Raw genomic sequence first — 14,853 nt, 5'->3', positions numbered from 1 at the left:
TCGAGGTCATCAACAAGCTCGCCCGCGTGCAGCGGCAGATGCTGCAGGACCTCGGTCGCGAACCTACTCCGGAAGAGCTGAGCCGCGAGCTCGACATGACCCCGGAGAAGGTCGTGGAGGTGCAGAAGTACGGCCGCGAGCCGATCTCCCTGCACACCCCGCTCGGTGAAGACGGCGACAGCGAGTTCGGTGACCTCATCGAGGACACCGAGGCAGTGGTTCCCGCCGACGCCGTGGGCTTCACGATGCTGCAGCGTCAGCTCGAGCAGCTCCTCGACTCGCTCTCCGAGCGCGAGGCCGGAGTGATCCGGATGCGCTTCGGCCTGGGCGACGGTCAGCCGAAGACGCTCGACCAGATCGGTGACACGTTCGGCGTGACGCGTGAGCGCATCCGCCAGATCGAGTCGAAGACGATGGCCAAGCTGCGCCACCCGAGCCGCTCGCAGTCGCTGCGGGACTACCTCGAGTGATGCAGGCGAACGAGGGCAAGGCGCTCGAGACGAGCGTCGACGGAAAGAGCTATGCGCGGATCCCGCTGCGCACCCGTGTCGTGATGCCGGACGACGATCTCGACGCCATCATCACGGAGTACGCGAAGGCCGCCGTCCAGCCGGGCGACCTGCTCTTCGTGACCGAGAAGATCGTCGCGATCACGCAGGGGCGGTCCTACCGCCTGGACGAGATCAAGCCGCGCAAGCTCGCGCTGTTCCTGTCGAAGTACGTCACCCGCACGCCGTACGGCATCGGTCTCGGCATGCCGGAGACGATGGAGATGGCGCTGCGCGAGTGCGGTACGCCGCGCATCCTCTTCGCGGCGGCCGTCTCGGCGGTCACCAAGGCGTTCGGGCGCAAGGGCGATTTCTACCGCATCGCGGGGGACAAGGCCCGCGCGATCGATGGCCCGACGAAGCACACCATCCCTCCGTACAACGAGGCTGTGGTGCTCGGGCCGAAGGACCCGGACCGGGTCGCGGCGCACCTGAAGACGCTGATCGGCGGCCGGGCCGAGGTGGCCGTGGTCGACATCAACGATCTCGGCGGCAACATCCTCGGCTCCACGCTGGACAAGGCGGGGGAGCTGCGCCTGGTGAAGATCCTCGGGGACAACCCGCTCGGTCAGGGCCTCGAGTCCACCCCGCTCGGCATCGTCCGCGCGGTCTGAGCAGGTCGAACCACCCCTTTACGAACGAACCGGCCCCTTGCGTGCAAACGCAAGGGGCCGGTTCGCGCGTAAGGGGCCGGGTCGACGGTTCGACAGGCTCAGAAGCCGATGACCTCGCGATACCGCGGCTTGTGGCCGGTGCGGATGCCGGTGACGCTGGGCTTGTTCTCGTACACGCCCGCGCCCCAGTTGCCCTCGACGAGGACGGGGCCGTCCGGGGTCACGACGACGTCCCACCCGACGTACTGCACCTGCGGCACGACGCGGGCGACCTGATCGATGAACGCGCGCACCTCGTCCATGTAGGGCAGCTGGAAGTCGGCGATGCGGAACCCGGAGTCCGGGTGCGTCTCGTGGACGTGGCCGTGCGAGTCGTAGCCGGCCCCGACCGCGTGCCCGTTCTCGTCGAGCATCGTGTAGAAGCCGCCGAAGGTCATCTGGTCGCTGACCGCGCCGCGTCCGAACTTCTGGGCCATCGCGAGGATGTGTGCCTTCTCGCCGTCGAAGAACGCGGTGATGCGCGTGGTGTTCACGGTCCCGGGGCACACGGCCGCCAGGTCGTCGTGCTGACGGATGACCTCTTCGATCAGCAGCTCGCCGCGATCGAGGAGGCCGCGGTGGAACTCGGTCCAGTCCGTGATGTCGGCCGCGTGATACCGGTGCACACCGGTCCCGGCCTGACCGACCGGCTCCTTCGTGACGATCGTGCCGAGGCGCTCCGTCAGGGCACGGACCTCGTCGGCGTTCCCCTCCTCGACCACCATCCACTCGCGGTGCAGATGCGCGGAGAACTTGCGGTTGAACTCGATCTTGTCCTGGAAGATCCAGCGGAAGTCGGGGTGGTCGTACTTCTGCGAGAGCTGGTTGGACACGGGGTGCGTCATGTACGTCTCGCGCTCGGCACGGTTGAGCATCGCGAAGTCGTAGTCGATGTAGTCCTGGAAACCCACGTTGTGACGAGCCGCCGACCAGAGCATGTCGGCGACGATCGTGGGAACGGGGCGGTGGTGCTGGGCCGAGGCCTCCCTGGCCCGTTCGAACACCGAACCGACGTCGATGCGGCGGGCGCGGCCGAGGAGATAGCGGATGCGGGGCGCGAGAGAAAGGCGTGACATGAAGCTCCGGGTCTAGGGATCGACGTCCCAGTCTACGCGGGGAGCCCCCAGGCTCCTGGGAGCACGGAAGCTAGGCTGGAAGACGTGTGTGACACGAGTTCGAGTGCGCTTCCGCAGGCGATGATCTCGCGCTCGGCCCTCGCGGCCGGCGCGTCCGCGGCGATCCGGGCGGGCGGCCGCCGGGCCGACCTCCGGCGCGATGCGTGGGGACATGGGCTGCTCGCCGTCGCTCAGGTGGTTACCGCCGCGGGGGCGGAAGAGGTGCTCGTGGACTCTCCCGGAGAGGTCGAGGCGCTCCGTCTCGAAGGCATCACCGCGACCACCACCGGAGAGCCAGACCTCGATCCCTTTCTCCTCTATGGGCTGCCGTCCGCGGAGGGGCTCCCGGCGACGGCTCCGGTCATGCGTCTCGTCGGCCGCGTCATGTCCACCAAGCGTCTGCGGGCCGGGGAGGCCGTCTCCTACGGCTACACGTTCCGTGCGGCGGAGGACACCGTCGTCGCGCTGGTGACGGGCGGCTACGCCCAGGGCGTCGTCCGAAGCCTCGGCAATCAGGTCGACGTGGAGATCGACGGCGCGCTGCACCCCATCGTCGGGCGTGTCGCGATGGACGTCTGCGTCATCGATCTCCAGGACACCGCGGCGGACGTCGGCGACGCGGTCACCTTCTTCGGTGGTGCCGGCCCCGCGTCCGGCGCCATCGCACGCTGGGCGACGCTCACCGGGATGACCCCGGCGGAGCTCGTCGCGGTCCCCGGAGCGCACTCCGTGCGCGGATGGGAGGCATGATGGGTGGCCCGATGCGCCCCGAACTGCGTCTGGACAGCGCCGTGTTCCGCAGCAACATCGCGGCGGTCCGAGACCGCCTGGGCGACTCCGCGCTGATGCTGGTCCTCAAGGACGACGCCTACGGCCACGGGCTCCGCTGGGCGGTCGAGACGGCCCTCGAGGCCGGAGTGACCTCTTTCGGCAGCTACGACGTGCGCGGGGGCGTCGAGGTCCGGCGCATCGCGGGCGGCGAGGTGACGGTGTTCGCCTGGGCGACCTCGACCGATGAGGAGATCGACGAGGCGCTCCTGCAGGACATCGAGCTCGGCGTCGGCACGGTCGAGTATCTCCGACGGATCATCGCCCGGGCGGAGATCCTCGGTGCGCGCGCCCGGGTACACCTCAAGATCGACACCGGGCTGCACCGCAACGGCGTGCGGCCGGAGGATTGGGCGGCCGCGGTCGCCGAGGCTCGGGAGGCCGAACGCTCCGGCGCCCTCGCCCTCGTCGGGGTCTGGAGCCATATCGCCGAGGCGAGCGACGCCGAGGACGACGCGGCGCAGGCCTTGTTCCTCGAGGCCGTCCGAGTCGTCGGTCTCTCCGGGCCGCGGCCGGCGTCCCTGCACCTCACGGCCTCGGCGGCGTCCTGGTGGCGACCTGAGCTGCGCGGGACCGTGTCGCGGATCGGCGCGTTCTGCTACGGCATCCGCTCGGCGGACGGTCCGGAGCTTGACGGGGTTCGTCCTGCGGCGCGTCTCGTCGCGCCGGTCGTGCGGGTGGAGGGCGAGAGCGCGATCGTCGCCGTCGGAAGTCTGGACGGTGTCCCCTCCACACTGACCGGGATGACGGTGGGCACCCCCGCCGGCTCGCGTACGGTCTCGACCATCGATGTCGCCACGATGACGGTCGAAGGCTGGCCGGAGATGGCGGTCGGCGACGAGGTGACGCTCTTCGGCCCCGGAGCACAGGGGGAGGAGACAGCAACGACCCTCGCCGAGCGGATCGATACGGTGGGCGAGGAGATCCTCACCCGCCTCGGTCCGCGGATTCGGCGGAGGGTCGTGGACTGAACCGGCTCGGCCGGGTCAGGCGCTGATCAGACCGTCTCGATGAGACGAGCGGTCTCGTCGTGCCAGCTCGTGGCCACGCTGCGCAGCTTCTCTTCGTACTTGCGGCCGTGGTGGGCGCAGAAGAGCAGCTCGGAACCGTTGACCTCGGCGGCGATGTAGGCCTGCGCTCCACACGAGTCGCAGCGGTCCATCGCGGTCAGGCGGTACTCGACAGCGGAGGTCTCACGTTCGGTCGTTGCATTCATCTCGGGGCCTCCTCGGGTGTCGGCGTCCTTGTTGGTCGTGCTCAATACAACCACGCTGCACCTGGGGGCATGCCCGGTCGACGGCGTGTTTCGCTCAGCGCGTACGCGTGCACCCGCGATGGCGGCGCCCCGGGGAGTGTCTGCGAGGGGCGGCTCCCTCCCGCGAATAGACTCGGAGATTGTGAATGCCGAGTACTCCGCCCATCATCTCCAGGTGCTCGAAGGACTCGAAGCGGTCCGCAAGCGCCCCGGCATGTACATCGGCTCGAACGGTTCGCCCGGGCTCATGCACTGCCTCTGGGAGATCATCGACAACTCCGTCGACGAGGCGGTCGCCGGCAACGGCTCCCGGATCGACGTCATCCTCCACGACGACGGCAGCGTCGAGGTGCACGACCGTGGTCGCGGCATCCCCGTCGACGTCGAGCCCCGGACCGGCCTGACCGGTGTCGAGGTCGTCTACACGAAGCTGCACGCGGGAGGAAAGTTCGGCGGCGGCTCCTATGCGGCGTCCGGCGGTCTCCACGGCGTCGGCGCTTCGGTGGTGAACGCGCTGTCCGAGCGCCTCGACGTCGAGGTCGACCGCGGCGGCAAGACCTACGCGATGTCGTTCCATCGTGGCGAGCCCGGCATCTTCCAGGACTCCGGGGAGAAGCGACCCGACGCGCCCTTCACCCCGTTCGAGGAGAACAGCGAGCTGCGCGTCATCGGCAAGGCGCCGCGCGGGGTCACCGGCACCCGCGTGCGCTACTGGGCGGATCGTCAGATCTTCACCAAGGATGCCGCGTTCCAGCTCGCCGAGCTCGAGACGCGAGCGCGTCAGACGGCCTTCCTCGTCCCCGGGCTCGAGATCGTAGTGCGCGACGAGCGCACCGCGAGCGCCGGGGTGGGGGAGGACGGGGCGCCGACCGGCCCGGTGGAGACCTCGTACCTCTACGAGGGCGGCATCTCCGAGTTCGTGGACTACCTCGCGGTCGACCCGCCGGTGACCGATACCTGGCGTATCCAGGGGGAGGGCACGTTCACCGAGACCGTCCCGGTCCTGCAGCCCGACGGGCACATGGTGGCGACCGAGGTCGAGCGCGTCTGCGCCGTCGACATCGCCCTGCGCTGGGGCACCGGCTACGACACCCGCATCCGCTCCTTCGTGAACATCATCTCCACGCCGAAGGGCGGCACGCATCAGCAGGGCTTCGAGCAGGAGCTGTTGAAGGTGCTCCGCAGCCAGGTCGAGCAGAACGCCCGCCGACTCAAGGTCGGCAACGACAAGCTCGAGAAGGACGACGTCCTCGCCGGCCTCACTGCGGTCCTCACGGTCAACGTTCCGGAGCCGCAGTTCGAGGGTCAGACGAAAGAGGTGCTCGGCACGCCCGCCGTGCGCCAGATCGTGGCCCAGGTGATGCGGAAGGACCTCCAGCAGCGGTTCACCTCGACCAAACGCGACGACAAGAGCCAGGCCACGCAGCTGCTCGACAAGATCGTCTCCGAGATGAAGGCCCGCGTGTCGGCACGGGCGCACAAGGAGACGCAGCGCCGGAAGAACGCGCTCGAGTCGTCGACCCTGCCGACCAAGCTCGTCGACTGCCGGACGAACGACGTGGAGCGCAGCGAGCTCTTCATCGTCGAGGGCGACTCGGCCCTCGGCACGGCGAAGAACGCGCGCAACAGCGAGTTCCAGGCGCTGCTGCCGATCCGCGGGAAGATCCTCAACGTGCAGAAGGCATCGGTCGGCGACATGCTGTCCAACGCCGAATGCGCGTCCATCATCCAGGTGATCGGGGCCGGCTCCGGTCGGACCTTCGACATCGACGCCGCGCGCTACGGGAAGATCATCCTCATGAGCGACGCCGACGTCGACGGTGCGCACATCCGCACCCTCCTGCTCACGCTGTTCTTCCGCTACATGCGACCGCTCATCGAGCACGGGCGGGTCTTCGCGGCTGTGCCGCCGCTGCACCGGATCATCGTCATCAACCCGGGATCCAAGCCGAACGAGACCATCTACACGTACAGCGAGCAGGAGTTGCACGCGCTGCTCGCCAAGCTCCGCAAGGCCGGCAAGCGCTGGCATGAGCCGATCCAGCGCTACAAGGGCCTCGGCGAGATGGACGCCGAGCAGCTCGCGAACACGACAATGGACCGCTCCGGCCGGCTGCTCCGCCGTGTGCGGATGGAGGACGCCGAGGCGGCGGGCCGGGTCTTCGAACTGCTCATGGGCAACGAGGTCGCCCCTCGGCGGGAGTTCATCATCGACTCCGCTGACCAGCTCTCCCGCGAGTCCATCGACGCCTGACGGAAAACGCAACGACGAAGGGGATCCGGCGAGGCCGGGTCCCCTTCTTCGTGGAACGGATCAGACGAGCGTGCGGCCGATGCTGCCGATGACCCCGTCGATCGGCTGGCCGGAGGCATCGCGTCGTGCCCCGACGTCCGGGAGCTTGCGCACCGCGCCGGTGGGGTCGACGGCCAGTGCCGGGTTCGGGCCGACCCAGGCGACGGTGAGGCGGTCCTCGCCCTTCAGGAAGGCGTGGGCGCGGACGCCACCGGTCGCGCGGCCCTTCGACGGGTACTCCGTGAAGGCCGAGACCTTCGCACGGCCGGGATCGGTTCCGGGCAGGATGCTCTCCGCGCCGGAGACCGTGGCAACCACGGCCTCGGTGTCCGGGGCGACGGCGCCGAAGAAGAGGACCGCGGCGCCGGAGCCGAGCTTGATGCCCGCCATGCCACCCGCAGGTGCCCCCTGGGGGCGTACCGTCGAAGCCGAGAACCGCAGGAGCTGCGCGTCGGTGGTGAGGAACACGAGGTCGGCGTCATCCGCCGCGTCGGCTGCACCGACCACGGAGTCTCCGGTCTTGAGGCCGATGACCTCGAGGTCGGGCCGCACGGGCAGGGTCGACGGCACGATGCGCTTCACGATCCCCTGCGCGGTGCCGAGCGCGACGGGGGTCTCGCTGTCGAAACGGACGAACCCGAGGATGCGCTCGCCCTTGGCCGTGATCCCCAGGTAGTCGCGCAGCGGGGTCCCTGCGGCGAGCTGCACGGACGTGCCGGGCACGGAGGGCAGGTCGACGGGGGAGAAGCGGACGACGCGTCCCGTGCTCGTGAGGGCACCGACCTCACCGCGGACCGTCGTCTCGACGGTCGCGACGATGGCGTCGTGCTTGCTGCGCCGGGCAGGAGCCGTGAGCTCCTGCCCTTCGCCGAGGTCCACGCGAACGGCGCGGCCCGTGGTCGAGAGGACGACGGTGGTCGGCGCGTCGGCGATCTGCAGGTCGACGGCACCCTTCGTCGCGCGGGGCTTCGGCGGGGCGGCGTTCATCAGCAGCGTGCGGCGCGGCGTGCCGTAGGCCTCGGCGACGGCGTCCAGCTCCTGGGCGACGGCCGCGCGCAGCAGCGCCGGGCTGGCGAGCAGCTCGCGCAGGGACGCGATCTCCGCGAGGAGGGCGTCCCGCTCCGCCTCGAGCTCTATGCGGGAGAACTTCGTCAGACGGCGCAGACGCAGCTCGAGGATGTACTCGGCCTGCGGCTCGCTGAGGTCGAACACGGAGCGGAGCCGCGTGCGGGCCTGCTCCGTGTCGTCCGAGGATCGGATGACCTGGATGACCTCGTCGATGTCGAGGATCGCGATGAGCAGACCCTCCACCAGGTGCAGGCGCTCCTCCCGACGGGCGAGACGATAGCGGCTGCGGCGGGTGATGACCTCGATGCGGTGGCCGACGTAGACGCTGAGCATCTCCTTGAGCCCGAGCGTGCGGGGCTGGCCGTCGACGAGGGCGACGTTGTTGATGCTGAAGGAGTCCTCGAGCGGCGTGAGCCGGTACAGCTGCTCCAGCACGGCGTTCGGGTCGAATCCGGTCTTGATCCCGATGGCGACGCGCAAGCCGTGGTTGCGGTCGGTGAGGTCGGTGACGTCGCTGATGCCCTGGAGCTTCTTCGCCTGCACCGCGTCGCGGATCTTCTCGATGAGACGCTCCGGGCCGACCATGTACGGCAGCTCCGAGACGATGATGCCCGTGCGGCGGGGACCCAACGGCTCGATCGACGTGCGTCCGCGGACCTTGAGGGCGCCGCGACCGGTCGTGTAGGCGTCCTTCACGCCGTCGAGCCCCATGAGGATCCCGCCCGAGGGGAAGTCGGGGCCCGGGACGTACTCCATGAGGTCCTCGGTGGTGGCGTCCGGGTGCTCGAGGAGGTGGGTCGCCGCGGCGACGACCTCGATGAGGTTGTGCGGCGCCATGTTGGTCGCCATGCCGACGGCGATACCGCTGGCGCCGTTGACGAGCAGGTTCGGGAAGGCCGCAGGCAGCACGGCCGGCTGCTGGAACTGGCCGTCGTAGTTCGGGATGAAGTCGACGACGTCCTCGTCGAGGTTCTCGGTGAGCGACAGTGCGGGCGCGGCGAGGCGCGCCTCGGTGTACCGGGCGGCGGCGGGGCCGTCGTCCAACGAGCCGAAGTTGCCGTGACCGTCGACGAGCGGCACCCGGAGGGCCCACTCCTGCGCGAGGCGGACGAGCGCGTCGTAGATGGCCGAGTCGCCGTGGGGGTGCAGCTTTCCCATGACCTCGCCCACCACTCGGGCGCTCTTCACATGACCGCGGTCCGGCCGCAGCCCCATCTCGGCCATCTGGAAGAGGATCCGGCGCTGCACCGGCTTGAGGCCGTCTCTGGCATCGGGGAGCGCACGCGAGTAGATGACGGAGTACGCGTACTCCAGGAACGAGCCCTGCATCTCATGGGAGAGATCGATGTCCTGGATGCGTTCCTCGACGGGCTCGGGCGGCGGGGTTTTCGGCATGGACTTCCTGAGGGCGTACGGGAGCCTGTGTCAGACTGGCTCGGATGTCCTTCATGCTACCGTCCGCGCCGCCCGGCGCCCGGAGCGTCGTCGGGGTGGCGGACGACCTGTGCGCCGCTCTCCGCGGCGAATCCGCCACGCTGCCGCGCGCCGATTCGGCCGTGCTCGTGGTGATCGACGGTCTCGGGGCGATCAGCCTCCGGGGCCACGCCGGTCATGCCCGGTCGCTGACCGCTTCCATGACGAAGAAGGACATCGCCCAGACGGTGTTCCCGACGACGACGGCGGCGGCGCTGACCAGTCTCACCACGGGGGCCTGGCCGGGGGAGCACGGCCTCGTCGGGTACCGGGTCAGGGATCCGGAACGGGACGTGCTCGTGAACCAGCTCAGCGGGTGGGAGACGGACGGCCTGGATCCCCTCACCTGGCAGGGGACGCCCACCGTGTTCGAGCGCGCGGCGTCGGTCGGACGGGAGACGTTCGCCGTCGGACTAGCGACCTACGCGCACAGCGGCTTCACGCGCGCGACCTTGCGGGGAGCGACCTTCGTGCCTGCCGCCACGCCGGAGGAGCGGGTCGAGGTCGCCTACACGCTGGCTGCGGAGAATCCGGGCTCGCTGGTGTACTGCTACCTTCCCGAGGTCGACAAGGCGGGCCACAAGCACGGTGTCGCGTCCGCTGAGTGGGTGGCCGCGTTGGAGCGGATCGACGGGGCATTGTCGCTCCGTGTCCCCCCGCGGGTCGGCGTGGTGGTGACCTCGGATCACGGGATGGTCGATGTGCCGTTCCACCGCCAGGTCGTGCTCGAGGAGTCGCATCTCGCGGGTATCCGTCACGTGGGAGGCGAGCCGCGCATGCTGCACCTCTACCGTGAACCCCACGCCGATGCCGCTCTGGTTGTGACGCGCCTTCGCCGTGACCTCGAGGGCGCGGCGGATGTCGTCACCCGCTCGGAGGCGGTGCAGGCCGGGCTCTTCGGTCCGGTCGTGCGAGACGAGGTCCTGGAGCGCATCGGCGATGTCTTGGCCATCGCCACGGGAGTCCGGGCGCTCTACGACGGTACGGCCGACGACCAGCGCAATCGCGGCATGGTGGGGCAGCACGGGGCGCTCACGCCGGATGAGACGCGGGTTCCCTTCCTGCGGTTCGGGTCGTTCGCCTCCTGAGGCGCGACCCGGGACCGATCACTCGTCGGTGCGCGCTCCGAAGACGATCTCGTCCCACGATGGCATCGCGTTCCGGCGGCGTCGACGCCCGCTGCCGTCGCTGTCCCCGGAAGCAGGCTGGCGCGGCGCGGGCTCGGGGGCCTCGGGCTCGTCGTCGGGCTCCTCCAGGGCGGCGAACAGGGCGATGGGGTCGGACTCTTCCGGAGTCTCCTCGATCTCGTGCTCGATCGGCGACGGCTCCCGCTGGCCGCGACGGCGGCGCAGGGCTTCGAGGAGGTCGGCGGTCTCCGGACTCGTCGAGGCGGAGTCGGGCGCGCGGTTGATCGCGGCGTCCTGGACCGCCGGCGCCGAGCGCTCGGGCTGGGTCGGCTCGTCGGCCTCTGCGACCGGAGCCGGGACCAGACGAGGACCGAAGGCACCGGAGTCGAAGCGGCTGTCGTCCTTGTAGGGGGAAGCGGCACGGTCGGCTTCCACCGCCCTGAGGCGCGGGATGAGGCCCTCCGGGAGCGAGCCCTGGCGGGAGAGCTGCGTGGCATCGGCGTTCAGAGGGGAGAGGGCGCTGCGCCGCGGATCGAAGCTCCAGCGGGCGTCATGCTCCACGTCGTTGGCGGAGAACTCCAGCTTGATGATCCAACCGGACTCCTCCTTCCAGCTGGCCCAGCGTTCGGACGAAGCGGCCACCTCGGCGAGCTTCGCGCGGACCGCAGCTCCGAAGGTGGGCTGCGCGTCCGGCTCGACCTCGCTGCCGATGAGGACGGGCACGGCGAGGGCCTGGCCGATGATGTGCTCGCGCTCGGCGAGGACGGGGCCCTCGAATCGGGCGACGTCGTCGACGCTGATCCCGAGGAGCTCGGCGACCTCCGCGGCGGTGAGACCGGCGCGGATCTGTGCCTGGATGTCGCGGGGACTCGCGGCGAGCTTCTGGGCGGCCGGTTCGGCCTGGCGCGTCGCGCGGCGGATCTCCCGCTGCAGCACGGCGTCGATGGGCAGCGCGAACCGCTCGCCCGCCTCGGTAGCGAGGACGAGCACTCCTGCCTCTGTGCCGACGATGGTGACGTTTTCCATGCGAATGCCCCTCTGATGGGTGTGCGTTCATGGTGTCACGCCGGCGGGGCCCGAACGGGGAATACGGCGGGCGTGCCGTGAGTTTGCCCTGTCGCATGGGAGGGCATTTGCGAAACGCCCGCCGGTCATGCAAACTATGGCCGCCGATTACCCGACGGCGCACCCGCCCACTCGCACCATGAAAGTGGAGATTCACCGCATGGCAACCGATTACGACGCTCCCCGAAAGAGTGAAGACGACTCCGAGTCGATCGAAGCCCTCAAGGAGCGTGTGCCGGACAAGCTGTCCGGCACGACCGGAGACGAGGACTCCGACAACCCGTCGAGCTTCGACCTCCCTGGCGCGGACCTCTCCGACCTCGAGCTGGATGTCGTCGTGCTGCCCGCGCAGCAGGACGAGTTCACCTGCATGAGCTGCTTCCTCGTGAAGCACCGCTCGCAGCTCGACCACGAGGGACCCGATGGCCCCATCTGCAAGGAGTGCGCTGCCTGAGCAGCCCTCTGAGCGACGCCCCACGCGCCCCCGACCATCCCGGTCAGGGGCGCGCTGTCGTCTGCGGGTGCGCTCAGCCCCGTGCGGCGCGGATGGCCGCGGCGAGGCGGTCGGGCGTGCGGGTCGAGATCGTCCAGGCCACGACGGGGTCGGCCTCGTCGGTGTTCGGCACCACGACGACGCCATCGATGCCGCCGCGGATGAGGTGCCACCCGCGTGCGGGCAGCTCAGGTCCTCTGGCGCTGCGCGCGTCCTCGCCGGTCAACGCCATCGGCTCGCCGAGATAGCGCGCGTCGATGTGAGCCGGCCCGGCGCGGAGTACGCCGTCCTGCACCGCGACCACCGGAGCGAGGGCGAGGGCAGCCACCACGAGGAGCGCCGAGACCGCCGCACCGAGGAGCAGCGCGAAGGTCGAGCCGACCGGCACGAAGATCAGGGACACCATCGGTCCCGCCAGGGCGATGGTGACCAGCAGCCACAGGCTGGGGGCCAGTCGTTCGTGGTAGCGGGGACGTGCGTCCGTTGCGGGGTTCTGCATTAGCCTCATGGAGTGACCGATTCCGTTGATGTCCCCATTATCGCCGCAGTGGTCCCCGGCTATGCGCATCCGGGCGACGCCGGAGCCGATCTCGTCGCCGCCGAGGCTGTGCGGTTGGAGCCGGGGGAGCGGGCGCTCGTGCCCACGGGCGTGCGCATCGCGCTGCCGGACGGCTATGCGGCCTTCGTGGTGCCCCGGAGCGGTCTTGCGGCGAAGCACGGCATCTCGATCGTGAACTCGCCCGGCACCGTCGACGCCGGCTACCGGGGCGAGATCAAGGTCAGTCTGATCAACACGGACATCCACAGCGCGTACGATGTCGCCGTCGGCGATCGCATCGCGCAGCTCATCGTGATGCCCGTCACCCGTGCCCGGTTCCTCCCGGTCGACGAGCTTCCGGACAGCGTCCGCGGCGCCGGCGGATTCGGCTCGACCGGCTACCAGGCACAGACTCCCGAGAACGAAGCAGGACAGGCGAAATGACCGACAGCAACGACACTCCTTCCAAGTCGGCGCCCGAGAACCGCGCCACCGAGGGCCCGTTCGACGACTCCGAGGCGAACCCCGTCCGCCCGTACATCGACCTCGGCGGGATCAAGATCCTGCCGCGCGAGGGCCTGAACCTGCGGCTCGAGGTCGAGGAGCAGAGCAAGCGCATCGTGGCGGTCGGGCTCGACTACGCCGAGTCGTCGCTCCAGGTGCAGCCGTTCGCGGCTCCGCGGAGCGGCGGTCTGTGGGACGAGACGCGCGTCCAGCTGCGCGACCAGGTGAAGGCGCAGGGCGGTCGCGTCGAGGAGCGGGAGGGGCCGCTCGGCAAGGAGCTGCTCGCCGAGGTCCCCGCGACGGCCAGCGAGGGTTCCGGCCTGCGTCTGGCGCGCTTCATCGGCATCGACGGTCCGCGCTGGTTCCTCCGCGGCGTGATCGGCGGGGCGGCGGCGTCCGACCCCGAGGCGGCGGCGAAGGTCGGGGACCTCTTCCGCTCGATCGTCGTCGTCCGCGGGGGAGCGCCCATGCCGCCGCGCGACCTCATCCCGCTGAAGATGCCGGCGACGCCGGGCTCCGCGTGACCACGCCGGACGCCGAGGAGCCGCGCACGCAGAGCGCGTCGGAGATCCTCGGAGCAGCACTCGGCGGGGCAGCGCGCAAGGCCGGGCTCGACCCGTCCGAGAGTGCGAGCACGCACAAGGTCGTCTGGTCGGCCATGGGCGGCTGGCGCGGGATCCTGGAGTCGGTGCTGCCGAGCCTCGCATTCGTGATCCTGTTCACCCTCCGCCCCGAACCCCTGCTGCTGCCTCTCGGAGTCTCGGTCGGTCTGGCCGCCGTGTTCACGGTCGTCCGGCTGGTCCAGAAGTCGCCGCCGTCGGCCGCTCTCGGCGGGCTGATCGCGGCTGTGGCCGCTGCGGGGCTGGCGCTGTGGACGGGGCGCGGCGAGGACAACTTCGTCCCCGGCCTCATCACGAACGCGGTCTACGGCTCGGCGATCCTCGTCTCGGCGCTCATCGGCTGGTCCGTCATCGGTCTCGCGGTCGGCTTCCTCATGGGGGAGGGAACCGCCTGGCGTGCGGACCGTCGCAAGCGACGCGCGTTCTTCTGGCTCGGCATCGCCTGGGCCACGCTGTTCTTCGCGCGGCTGATCGTGCAGTTCCCGTTGTATCTGGCCGGCGACGTCACCGCCCTCGGGACCCTCAAGCTCGTGATGGGGCTGCCGTTGTTCGCGCCCCTGATCGCGGTGACGTGGTTGGTCGTCCGCGCGCTCTATCCCCGCGCGTCGTCGCACGACGACGCCGCGGCGGCGTGATAGATTTATCTCGACATCAAGATAAATCACGGGCTTTCGCCGGTGACCAGCGCGGAGCAGACTGGTTAGGTCCCCCTTGCTAGCCGCATGGCCGCACCGGCGAGCAAGATGGAGGCGCCTGTCGCTCCCATCCGAATAGAAGGAGACGGATTCGTGTCCACGGTGAACAGCTTCGGTGCCAAGAGCACCCTGACGGTCGGCAGCACCGACTACGAGATCTTCCGCATCGACACGGTGCCCGGTTTCGACAAGCTCCCCTTCAGCCTCAAGGTCCTCCTGGAGAACCTGCTTCGCACCGAGGACGGCGCGAACGTCACGAAGGCGCAGATCGAGGCGCTCGGGTCGTGGGACGCCAATGCGGAGCCCAACACGGAGATCCAGTTCACGCCGGCGCGCGTGGTCATGCAGGACTTCACCGGTGTGCCCTGCATCGTCGACCTCGCCACCATGCGCGAGGCCGTGACGGCGCTCGGCGGCGACCCGAACAAGATCAACCCGCTCTCGCCGGCCGAGATGGTCATCGACCACTCCGTCATCGCCGACCTGTTCGGCACCGAGAACGCCCTCGAGCGCAACGTCGAGATCGAGTACGAGCGCAACGGCGAGCGGTACCAGTTCCTCCGCTGGGGCCAGACCGC

16 protein-coding genes are annotated in these 14,853 nt (G+C 69.7%); 11 read left to right on the top strand and 5 right to left on the bottom strand.

The features are described from left to right. Positions 1–470 (top strand): sigma-70 family RNA polymerase sigma factor (locus B2W79_RS17085; RefSeq protein ID WP_292791646.1); only part of this gene is annotated, 470 nt, incomplete at its 5' end. After that, the gene (locus tag B2W79_RS17080; protein ID WP_292791644.1) at positions 470–1,162 is read left to right on the top strand and encodes a coenzyme F420-0:L-glutamate ligase; all 693 of its coding nucleotides are present in this window, start codon (positions 470–472) and stop codon (positions 1,160–1,162) included. The genes B2W79_RS17085 and B2W79_RS17080, both read left to right, overlap by 1 nt. A gap of 98 nt (positions 1,163–1,260) precedes the next feature. On the opposite strand, the gene B2W79_RS17075 is transcribed toward B2W79_RS17080, so the two are convergent. Next, positions 1,261–2,277: a sugar-transfer associated ATP-grasp domain-containing protein gene (locus B2W79_RS17075; RefSeq protein ID WP_071328694.1), complete on the bottom strand. Its 1,017-nt coding sequence runs from the start codon at positions 2,275–2,277 to the stop codon at positions 1,261–1,263. Between the two features lie 84 nt (positions 2,278–2,361). On the opposite strand from B2W79_RS17075, the gene B2W79_RS17070 reads away from it, so the two are divergent. Then, positions 2,362–3,066: an alanine racemase gene (locus B2W79_RS17070; RefSeq protein WP_292791641.1), complete on the top strand. Its 705-nt coding sequence runs from the start codon at positions 2,362–2,364 to the stop codon at positions 3,064–3,066. Positions 3,067–3,077: 11 nt separating this feature from the next. Further along, positions 3,078–4,115, top strand: a complete 1,038-nt coding sequence (locus tag B2W79_RS17065; RefSeq protein ID WP_292791639.1) for an alanine racemase — start codon at positions 3,078–3,080, stop codon at positions 4,113–4,115. A gap of 26 nt (positions 4,116–4,141) precedes the next feature. On the opposite strand, the gene B2W79_RS17060 is transcribed toward B2W79_RS17065, so the two are convergent. After that, positions 4,142–4,360 carry a DUF7455 domain-containing protein gene (locus tag B2W79_RS17060; RefSeq protein ID WP_025103577.1) on the bottom strand — a complete coding sequence of 73 codons (219 nt, stop codon included), beginning with the start codon at positions 4,358–4,360 and terminating at the stop codon, positions 4,142–4,144. A gap of 181 nt (positions 4,361–4,541) precedes the next feature. On the opposite strand from B2W79_RS17060, the gene B2W79_RS17055 reads away from it, so the two are divergent. Then, complete coding sequence (locus B2W79_RS17055; RefSeq protein WP_371259832.1) at positions 4,542–6,653, top strand: DNA gyrase/topoisomerase IV subunit B; 2,112 nt, start codon at positions 4,542–4,544, stop codon at positions 6,651–6,653. Positions 6,654–6,713: 60 nt separating this feature from the next. On the opposite strand, the gene B2W79_RS17050 is transcribed toward B2W79_RS17055, so the two are convergent. Further along, positions 6,714–9,155, bottom strand: coding sequence for a DNA gyrase/topoisomerase IV subunit A (locus B2W79_RS17050; protein WP_292791637.1), 2,442 nt, complete (start codon positions 9,153–9,155; stop codon positions 6,714–6,716). A gap of 44 nt (positions 9,156–9,199) precedes the next feature. Here B2W79_RS17050 and B2W79_RS17045 point away from each other — a divergent pair, with 44 nt between their 5' ends. Next, the gene (locus tag B2W79_RS17045; protein ID WP_292791634.1) at positions 9,200–10,321 is read left to right on the top strand and encodes an alkaline phosphatase family protein; all 1,122 of its coding nucleotides are present in this window, start codon (positions 9,200–9,202) and stop codon (positions 10,319–10,321) included. Positions 10,322–10,339: 18 nt separating this feature from the next. Here B2W79_RS17045 and sepH read toward each other — a convergent pair whose 3' ends face one another. Beyond that, on the bottom strand, positions 10,340–11,386 hold the full coding sequence (gene sepH / locus B2W79_RS17040; protein ID WP_292791632.1) for a septation protein SepH: 1,047 nt from the start codon (positions 11,384–11,386) through the stop codon (positions 10,340–10,342). A 199-nt stretch (positions 11,387–11,585) separates the two neighbouring features. On the opposite strand from sepH, the gene B2W79_RS17035 reads away from it, so the two are divergent. Then, on the top strand, positions 11,586–11,879 hold the full coding sequence (locus tag B2W79_RS17035; RefSeq protein ID WP_060921810.1) for a DUF4193 domain-containing protein: 294 nt from the start codon (positions 11,586–11,588) through the stop codon (positions 11,877–11,879). Positions 11,880–11,952: 73 nt separating this feature from the next. On the opposite strand, the gene B2W79_RS17030 is transcribed toward B2W79_RS17035, so the two are convergent. Then, positions 11,953–12,417 (bottom strand): DUF3093 family protein, encoded by a 465-nt coding sequence (locus B2W79_RS17030; protein ID WP_083391705.1) that lies wholly within the window; start codon positions 12,415–12,417, stop codon positions 11,953–11,955. Between the two features lie 12 nt (positions 12,418–12,429). On the opposite strand from B2W79_RS17030, the gene dut reads away from it, so the two are divergent. The 4 genes from dut to B2W79_RS17010 all read left to right on the top strand — a co-directional run. Beyond that, positions 12,430–12,900: a dUTP diphosphatase gene (dut, locus tag B2W79_RS17025; RefSeq protein ID WP_060921812.1), complete on the top strand. Its 471-nt coding sequence runs from the start codon at positions 12,430–12,432 to the stop codon at positions 12,898–12,900. Then, complete coding sequence (locus B2W79_RS17020; protein ID WP_292791628.1) at positions 12,897–13,484, top strand: DUF3710 domain-containing protein; 588 nt, start codon at positions 12,897–12,899, stop codon at positions 13,482–13,484. Before dut ends, B2W79_RS17020 begins: the two co-directional genes overlap by 4 nt. Further along, positions 13,481–14,215, top strand: a complete 735-nt coding sequence (locus B2W79_RS17015; protein ID WP_071328689.1) for a DUF3159 domain-containing protein — start codon at positions 13,481–13,483, stop codon at positions 14,213–14,215. The genes B2W79_RS17020 and B2W79_RS17015 overlap by 4 nt, the downstream gene beginning before the upstream one ends. Positions 14,216–14,323: 108 nt before the next feature. Beyond that, positions 14,324–14,853, top strand: a 530-nt coding sequence (locus B2W79_RS17010; RefSeq protein ID WP_414683554.1) for an aconitase family protein, incomplete at its 3' end; no start/stop codon positions are given.

The sequence above is a fragment of the Microbacterium sp. UBA7513 genome (assembly GCF_002478345.1).
In the GTDB taxonomy this organism is placed as follows: domain Bacteria; phylum Actinomycetota; class Actinomycetes; order Actinomycetales; family Microbacteriaceae; genus Microbacterium.
The sequence above is the reverse complement of the archived record's forward strand: the minus strand, read 5'-3'. Positions and strand labels throughout refer to the sequence as shown.

Excerpts from the sequence above, each read along its gene's own strand:
- B2W79_RS17080 (WP_292791644.1), top strand. The coding sequence starts at position 470 with ATGCAGGCGAACGAGGGCAAGGCGCTCGAGACGAGCGTCGACGGAAAG.
- B2W79_RS17075 (WP_071328694.1), bottom strand. The coding sequence starts at position 2,277 with ATGTCACGCCTTTCTCTCGCGCCCCGCATCCGCTATCTCCTCGGCCGC.
- B2W79_RS17065 (WP_292791639.1), top strand. The coding sequence starts at position 3,078 with ATGCGCCCCGAACTGCGTCTGGACAGCGCCGTGTTCCGCAGCAACATC.
- B2W79_RS17060 (WP_025103577.1), bottom strand. The coding sequence starts at position 4,360 with ATGAATGCAACGACCGAACGTGAGACCTCCGCTGTCGAGTACCGCCTG.
- B2W79_RS17050 (WP_292791637.1), bottom strand. The coding sequence starts at position 9,155 with ATGCCGAAAACCCCGCCGCCCGAGCCCGTCGAGGAACGCATCCAGGAC.
- B2W79_RS17045 (WP_292791634.1), top strand. The coding sequence starts at position 9,200 with ATGTCCTTCATGCTACCGTCCGCGCCGCCCGGCGCCCGGAGCGTCGTC.
- sepH (WP_292791632.1), bottom strand. The coding sequence starts at position 11,386 with ATGGAAAACGTCACCATCGTCGGCACAGAGGCAGGAGTGCTCGTCCTC.
- B2W79_RS17035 (WP_060921810.1), top strand. The coding sequence starts at position 11,586 with ATGGCAACCGATTACGACGCTCCCCGAAAGAGTGAAGACGACTCCGAG.
- B2W79_RS17030 (WP_083391705.1), bottom strand. The coding sequence starts at position 12,417 with ATGCAGAACCCCGCAACGGACGCACGTCCCCGCTACCACGAACGACTG.
- B2W79_RS17020 (WP_292791628.1), top strand. The coding sequence starts at position 12,897 with ATGACCGACAGCAACGACACTCCTTCCAAGTCGGCGCCCGAGAACCGC.